General features: G+C 69.2%; 4 protein-coding genes and 1 pseudogene. 3 read left to right on the forward strand and 2 right to left on the reverse strand.

What is annotated here, in order from left to right; all coding sequences use genetic code 11:
• Window positions 1-40: 40 nt before the first annotated feature.
• The gene (locus V6M42_RS13430; RefSeq protein WP_332678940.1) at window positions 41-2,023 is read right to left on the reverse strand and encodes a CASTOR/POLLUX-related putative ion channel; all 1,983 of its coding nucleotides are present in this window, start codon (window positions 2,021-2,023) and stop codon (window positions 41-43) included.
• Between the two features lie 253 nt (window positions 2,024-2,276).
• Here V6M42_RS13430 and V6M42_RS13435 point away from each other — a divergent pair, with 253 nt between their 5' ends.
• Together V6M42_RS13435 and V6M42_RS13440 are read left to right on the forward strand one after the other, a co-directional pair.
• A complete protein-coding gene (locus V6M42_RS13435; RefSeq protein ID WP_332678944.1) occupies window positions 2,277-3,911 on the forward strand; it encodes a PAS domain-containing hybrid sensor histidine kinase/response regulator in 1,635 nt (544 codons plus the stop codon).
• A gap of 445 nt (window positions 3,912-4,356) precedes the next feature.
• Complete coding sequence (locus V6M42_RS13440) at window positions 4,357-6,183, forward strand: terminase large subunit domain-containing protein (protein WP_332678942.1); 1,827 nt, start codon at window positions 4,357-4,359, stop codon at window positions 6,181-6,183.
• A gap of 524 nt (window positions 6,184-6,707) precedes the next feature.
• On the opposite strand, the gene V6M42_RS13445 is transcribed toward V6M42_RS13440, so the two are convergent.
• On the reverse strand, window positions 6,708-7,139 hold the full coding sequence (locus tag V6M42_RS13445) for a hypothetical protein (RefSeq protein WP_332678943.1): 432 nt from the start codon (window positions 7,137-7,139) through the stop codon (window positions 6,708-6,710).
• Window positions 7,140-7,293: 154 nt separating this feature from the next.
• Between V6M42_RS13445 and V6M42_RS13450 the strand changes: the two are divergent.
• A pseudogene (locus V6M42_RS13450) lies at window positions 7,294-7,589 on the forward strand (MFS transporter); the annotation flags it as partial.

The raw sequence follows: 7,589 nt of genomic DNA on the forward strand, positions 1-7,589 counted from the left end.
TTCCGGGTTCCGCTGCGCGGCCCCGGAATGACGGCGTGAACTAGTCCTCCGCCAGCACGATCACCCGGTCCTCAGGCTCGTACGAGAGCCGCTCCGATTTCGACGGATTGACCACGACCCCGCCCATGTTGCGGCCGTCGTCGGCGTCGTCCGGGCGGCGGCGGCGGTAGCCGATGGCGGTTTCGCCGCGCCGGCGGGCGGCCTCGGCGATGGTGTAGAAGCTGACGGGCAGGTCAAGATCGACGTAGTCGCCGACCGGCCGCATGTAGATTTCCGAGCCGTCCTCATCCAGCAGGTCGTCGAAGATGGCGGACAGGTATTCGTTCTCGGACGCCTGGGCCAGCATCAGGCTGACCAGCCGGTTGGACACCACGAAGTCGTCGGCGCGGGTGACCTCGGCCAGCTCCCGGTTTCGTATGTCGATCATCTCCGAGACGACGCTGATGTGCTGACCCAGCCGCTCGGACAGTTTGCGCAGGTGCAGCAGGGTGATCAGGGTCCGCGTGTCGGCCGACTGGGCCTCCATGTGATCGGAATAGCCCAGCACCATGATGCTGTCCCAGGTCAGGGGCTCGAGCGCTTCCAGCGACGCGGCGTGGCTGGTGTCGATGATCCGGGCCTCGACCTTCAGGTTCTTCGAGCCGAGCGGCAGGGTGCGGACTTCCTCGGCCAGGCCGGGGACGTCGCCGGCGATCATCAGCACCGAGCCCGCCTTCACATAGCGCGACAGCTCCTGGGCGATCATCGGGCCGCGGCGGTTCCAGCCGATGATCAGCACGCGCTCGGCCGTGCGTCGAACCGGCGCCGGCTTGCGGATCGCGGCGGGATCGACGGCGTCCTCGGCCATGGGGGTCAGGCGGATGGCGGCGTCGTCCTCGGCGATGATGACGGCGCGGCTGCCGGCGGCGATCACCTCGTCCATCGGCGGATTCATCCGCACGCGGCCGTCCGCGTAACGCAGGCCGATCAGGGCCGAGTCCTCATAGCCCATGACGGCGTCGCCATAGGTCACGCCGACCAGCTCCTCCAGCTCGGTGGTGTAGATTTCGCAGCCGTCGAAATCGAGCAGTTCCGAATAGACGGCCGACAGTCCGGCCTGACGGCTGGACTGGACCACGATGCGCGAGATCAGGTCGTCGGCGAGCACCAGCTGGACCTCGTCGCCGCCGACGATGCGGGCCACCTCGGCGTTGCCGGCGCAGCGCAGTTCGGCGGCGATGCGGTAGCGCTCGATCCTGCGCTGGGGGTCGTTGGTCAGGGCCAGGACGGTCTTGATCACCTGGCTGTCCGGGTCGGCGGCGCCCTCGGGCGAGACGACGATGATCGAGCGGCAGGTCTGGGCGTTGACCAGGCTGAGGTCGAACAGGTCCGTGGGGTCGCCGTTGCGGCAGATGATGCGGGTGTTGCCGAGGTTCGGCACCTTGTCCGCGATCTCGTCCTCCATCTCGACCTTGTCCTTGTCGGCCATGATGACGATGCGCGGGTTCTTCCGGCTGGCGTTGGCGATGACCAGTTCGGACAGGATGTCGAAGATCGACGGCGACCAGTTCAGGATGACGGTGTGGTCCGTCTCCAGCACGCGCGAACGGCCCTTGCGCAGCCCCTCCAGCGCCGAATCCAGCCCGGCCGAGATGATCGAGATCAGGGCCGAGAAGACCAGAATCCCCATCAGGGTCACGACCAGGGTGACGAAGCGGAAGACCCAGCCGGAGTCCCCGCCCATCGTCCCGGCGTCCATGGTCCGCATCAGCGACTGCCAGGCCGCCTCGCCGAAGTCGAAACCGCCGTCCGGGCCGATCCGGGTCAGGGCCAGCACCGTCGCCGCCAGGGCGATGGTGACCAGCGACACCAGCGCCAGCCAGCCCGCCAGCGCCACCGGCCCCGCCGCCATGCTCTTGTCGAAGGCGTAGCGGAGGCGCTCGCCCAGGGTGACGTCCCCGGCGTGGCCCTTGGTGGTCGACACCTTTGCGGCGGTCGACTTCGACGCGGCGCGCGCGGCGTTGGCGCGGATAAGCGAGCCCATGGTCAGCGGTCCCCCGCCGTCCGTCCGGACGGCGTCGTGATCTCCGCCGCCCCCCACGAACGACGATCGCATCCCGCGGCCGGACCGCTTTCCGGGATCGAACACCGCTTTCCTACACGGAAGTCCGGCCCCGGATACAGCCGCAATCGGCGGCGGCGGGCTCCGGATCGAACTTTGAAGACCGGGAGGGCCGTCTTAACCTCCGCCGGTGCAGAATCAGGCACGTCCGCAGTTCAGTCAGGATTTTCGCTTGATGCCAGCCCAGCTGTCCCGCCCGGAACAGGACGCCGACGCGCTGGTCATCAGCACCTTCTTCGACGTGTCGCTGGACCTGCTGGTCGTCCGCGAGCTGGACGGCCGGGTGGTCCGGGCCAGTCCGTCGTGGGAGACCGTCCTCGGCTGGCGGCCCGACGAGATGGAGGGGCTGCAGCTGCTGCGCCTGCTCCACCCCGACGACCAGATCGCCACGCTCGAAAGCGTCATCGAGGTCGAGAACCGCGGGCCGAAAGACCCGATGGTCGATTTCAGGAATCGCTACCGCCACAAGGACGGCAGCTATCGCACCATCGAATGGCGCGCGCGCCGGGTCGGCGACCGCGTCTACGGCGTGGCCCGCGACGTCACCGACCGCGTCGTCGCCGAGCGCGAACTGATGGAGGCCAAGGCCGCGGCCGAGGTCGCCAACCAGGCCAAGACCGACTTCCTGGCCAATATGAGCCACGAGATCCGCACGCCCCTGAACGGCGTCATCGGCCTGATCGGCGCCCTCGGTCAGAGCGACCTGGCGCCGGACCAGCGCGAGCTGGTCGCACTGATCGAACAGTCGGGCGTGACCCTGGAACGACTGGTCTCCGACATCCTCGACGTCGCCAAGATCGAGGCCGGCCATCTGGACTTCGCCATCGGCGACATGGACCTGGAGCGCGAGCTGGACGGCGTCATCGAGACCGCCCGCATCAAGGCCGAGGCTCGCGGCCTGCAGTTCCATGTCGAGCGCGGCCCCGCCGCGCGCGGCGACTTCCTGGGCGATGCGACGCGCATCCGCCAGGTGCTGGCCAACCTGCTGTCCAACGCCGTCAAATTCACGCCCGAGGGCCAGGTCTCGGTCTCCATCGAGGTCGCCGACGACACGCCCGATCCCGGCGTCGCCCAGCTGCGCCTGACCGTGCGCGACACCGGCGTGGGCTTCGACGCCGCCGCCGGCGAGGCCCTGTTCCAGCGCTTCAGCCAGGCCGACAGCACCATCACCCGCCGCTTCGGCGGCACCGGCCTGGGCCTGTCCATCTGCCGCTCGCTGGTCGAGATCATGAGCGGCGAGATCACGGCGGAGTCCGCGCCCGGGAAGGGCAGCTGTTTCACCGTCTGCATCCCCCTGTCGCGCACCCGCTCGGTCGCCGCCCATGACGCGGCCCGGGACGCCGCCCGCGCCCGGGCGGGCGATCCCGGCGCCCTGGCCGTCGGCCCGTCGCCGTGGATCGGCGCCGAGCCCCTGCGCGTGCTGCTGGCCGAGGACCACCCGGTCAACCAGCGCGTCGTCCAGGCCATCCTGTCGGGCGGCGGCATGCAGGTGACCACCGTCGACGACGGGGCCCAGGCGGTCGCGGCCTTCACCGCCGGCGCCTTCGACGTGATCCTGATGGACATGCAGATGCCGGTCATGGACGGCCTGACCGCCACCCGCGCCATCCGCGCCGTGGAGCAGTCGCAGGGCCGCGCCCGCACCCCCCTGATCATGCTCAGCGCCAACGCCATGGCGAAGCACGTCCAGGACGCCGCCGACGCCGGCGCCGACAGCCACCTGGCCAAGCCCATCACCCCCGGCGCCCTGATGCAGGCCATCGAGGCGACGGTTCCGGCGCCGGTTCAGACGCTGGCGGCGGCGGGGTAGGGGCCCCCCTCGTTCCGTCATTCCGGGGCGCTCGAAGAGCGAACCCCCTCTGCTTTCGTCATTCCGGGGCGCTCGAAGAGCGAACCCCCTCTGCTTTCGTCATTCCGGGGCGCTCGAAGAGCGAACCCGGAACCCAGGTGATCAGATTGACCGTCTGCGGCTGCGGCCTCGCCCGTGCGGCCCTCCTGGGTTCCGGGTTCCGCTGCGCGGCCCCGGAATGACGGAATTGGGTGGTGGGCATGCAAGCAATCGCGCGCCAGCCATACAAACTGCACGCGCCAAACCCTTGATCCGGCGCGGCTTCCCGCCGCGACCAGCGTCATCTTCGCGCCTTAGGTGAGACCCGTCCGATAATCAGGGCATGGGGATCGAAGACGAACAGCGAGACATCTCACCGACCGACGAGTCGTGGCGGGACAAGCCGTTTCGGCAGAGCCGGTCGGGGATGACGTGGAACCGGTGGCATGCGCTGCTGGTCCGCTGGCTGGCGGGAGAGCCGATCGCCGCGCTGGCGCTCGAGCACGGGGTGTCGCGAAGCGCGATCCACTGGAACGCCAAGAAAATGGGGATGCGCAAGAAGGACCATCGGGACGCGGTGCGGCTGCCCAAGGGACCGGCGCCGGTGCGGATCGAGATGGTCGACGGCGTGCCCGTCGAGGTCGTCTGCGCCGAGTTGTCGTTCCGGTTCGACGAGACCGATCCGGACGCGACGGTCGCCTCGATCTGCGGCCGGTTGCGGGTGGCGTCCGTGGCCGGGGCAGACGGCCACTATTCGAAACTGCTGCGGATGGTGGACCAGACGGTCCGGGTGATGGGCAGGGTGCGCGCGAGGCTGGCGGGGGGCGCGGCGCCCGCCGACGACGAGCCCGGCGCGCGGCTGGTCCTGCGGAAGTCCCAGTGTCCCCCCGGCCTGTTCCCCGACGGCCGCGACTGGTCGACCTGGCTGTTCCTCGGCGGGCGCGGCGCCGGCAAGACCCTCGCCGGCGCCAGCTGGCTGGCCGATCAGGCCGAGGCGCTGGGCGAGGGCGGGCGTCTGGCGCTGGTCGGCCCGACCCTGCACGACGTGCGCGAGGTGATGATAGAGGGCCCGTCCGGCCTGCGCGCCCTGCCGCGCTGGACCCGCGCCACGCGGCCGTCGTTCGAGCCCTCGCGCCGCCGTCTCGTCTTCGCCGGCGGCTGCATCGCCCACGCCTTCTCGGCCGAGGACCCCGACTCCCTGCGCGGCCCCCAGTTCAGCGCCGCCTGGGCCGACGAATTCTGCGCCTGGCCCGCCGTCGGCGCGCGCGGCGCGGGCGAGACCCTGGCCCTGCTGCGCATGGGCCTGCGCCTGCCGCTCCCCGGTTCGCCCGCGCCCCGGCTGGTGGTGACGACGACCCCGCGCCCGACCCGCGCGCTCATATCCCTGCGCGACGAGCCCTCCTGCGTCCTGACCCACGCGGGCACGGCCGACAACGCGGACCACCTGTCCGCCGGCTTCGTCGAGTCCTTGCGCGCCCTCTACGGCGGCACCCGCCGCGAGGCCCAGGAGATCGAGGGCCGGGTGGTCGATCTCGACGGGGCGCTGTTCACGGCGGAGATGATGGCGAGGGCCCGGCTTGCCCCCTCCAACCCGTCATTCCGGGGCCGCGCAGCGGAACCCGGAACCCAGGAGGGCTGCGCGGTCGTCGACGCAGCGGTTGACAGCGAGTCCGGTCCCCTGGGTTCCGGGTTCGCTCTTCGAGCGCCCCGAAAAGACGCGGAAAGGCTGGAAAGAATCATCGTCGCCCTCGACCCCACGACCACCGCGACCGGCGACGCCTGCGGCATCGTCGTCGCCGGCGCCCGCCGCCGCCCCGACGGGGTGCGCGAGGCGGTGATCCTCGCCGACCGCTCGGCCAACGGCCTCAGCCCCGGCCAGTGGGCCCGCCGGGCCGTCCGCGCGGCGCAGGAGTTCGGCGCCGCCGCCATGGTGGCCGAGGTCAACCAGGGCGGCGACATGGTCTCAGCCGTGCTCAAGACCGCCGGCTGCACGCTCAAGGTCCGCGAGGTCCGCGCCACCAAGGGCAAGCGCGTCCGCGCCGAACCCGTCGCCGCCCTCTACGAACAGGGCCGGGTGCGGCATGCGCCGGCGGACGGCGTCCCGCTGTCGGCGCTGGAGGAGGAACTGATGGCCTTCGGCGGCGAGATGGAGGGGGCGGGGTCGCTGGACCGGGCGGACGCGCTGGTGTGGGCGGTGACGGATCTGCTGATCGACGCGCGGGAGGGGAAGGGGCCGAGGGTGGGATGGTTGTGAGGGGTGGGTCGCCGCGGAGCAGAACTACGCAAGGTCCGCTATGGGGGGAAAGCGGACATCAATCAGGAATGGCGACCGTGACCGATGGAATAGAACTTTGGTCGCCAGCGTTCCCCCCATCGCTGGTGCTTGGGAAGTTGGTAGCCAAGATCATGCCGAGGAAGAAGGCCACCGGCGTCAGAAGCAATGCGATACGCGCAACCATGAAGGCGCGCCGGGCCGGTGGCCGGAACGCTCTCGTTTCCTCCCACAGCAGTATAGGCAGCCAGCGGTGTGAGGTCAGCGGGTCGAGCAAATCTGGAACAGGGCGCGCGTCCCCCAGCCGTCGCCGCTCTCTGGCGAGCAGCCGAGAGGCCCAATAAGTTGCTCCCGCATAAGTCAAGAAGGCCAGTGCGAATGGAACTACGAACCAAGCGGTCATTGCCCACCTCTAGCAGATATCGCTGAACGTCAATTTAGGATCGGAAGCGAACTGGTGCTGATGGGTGGAAAGCGGACATTGCCGATCCTGCCCGATTGCACCTTCACCGTAGATCGTAGTGCCAGCCAACGGTGCCGGTTTCATCCATCACGCCGAACGAAACCAGTCGGCCATCTTGGTAGCGGGAGAAGTCGCCAGAAAGCCCGCCGCTCTCGTTGGCTACCAGAATTGTGTCGCTACTCAGCCGACGAACATACCCACCACCATCAACTCGTGCTTCGTCCGGGGCTACGGCCTCTGAACGGCAGATCATCACCAGATCGGACCAGTGGCACTCGAAGGCTCCCGCTGTCTCGAACGTCATTGGGCGAGTCAACGAAGCCTCGCCGTCCTCAAAAACCAGTGCGGTGTCGTGCGTTGGCAGGGGCTGCTCCAACGTCACGCTGGCAATCGTCTGACCGGCCTCGTCTTTGGCGATAAAGCGTTCGCGTCCCGACCCGGACCACGCAGCCAGCGCGACGATCACTCCAAGCATGGCGAACGATCTTAGCCTCATCGTGCGAGCCTAACACCGGTTGGCAATGTCCGCTAAGGGCCGGAAGCAGAGATCTACCCCTCCCGCCCCCGCCTCTGCCATAAAAGCTCACCCCCCGCGCCGTCCCTGCGCGTCCCTCCGCGAGCCGGCCCTCATGCCCGTCTTCCACCACATCCTCGCCAACAACCTGATCGCCAACATCACCAATTTCACGGTCTGGTTCGCCGTCACCTTCTGGGTTTTCCTCGAGACGCGGTCGGTGTTCGCGACCGGGATGATCGCGGGCCTGTATCTGGTGCTGACGGCGTCGCTGGCGATCTGGTTCGGGAGTCTGGTCGACCATAACCGCAAGAAGCGGGTCATGCTGGCCTCCAGCCTCGCATCGATGGCGCTCTACGCCGCCGCCCTGGCCGTGCATCAGGCGGCGCCCGAGGGGGCGCTGCGTCAGGT

The organism is Brevundimonas sp., assembly GCF_036677305.1.
Lineage (GTDB): Bacteria > Pseudomonadota > Alphaproteobacteria > Caulobacterales > Caulobacteraceae > Brevundimonas.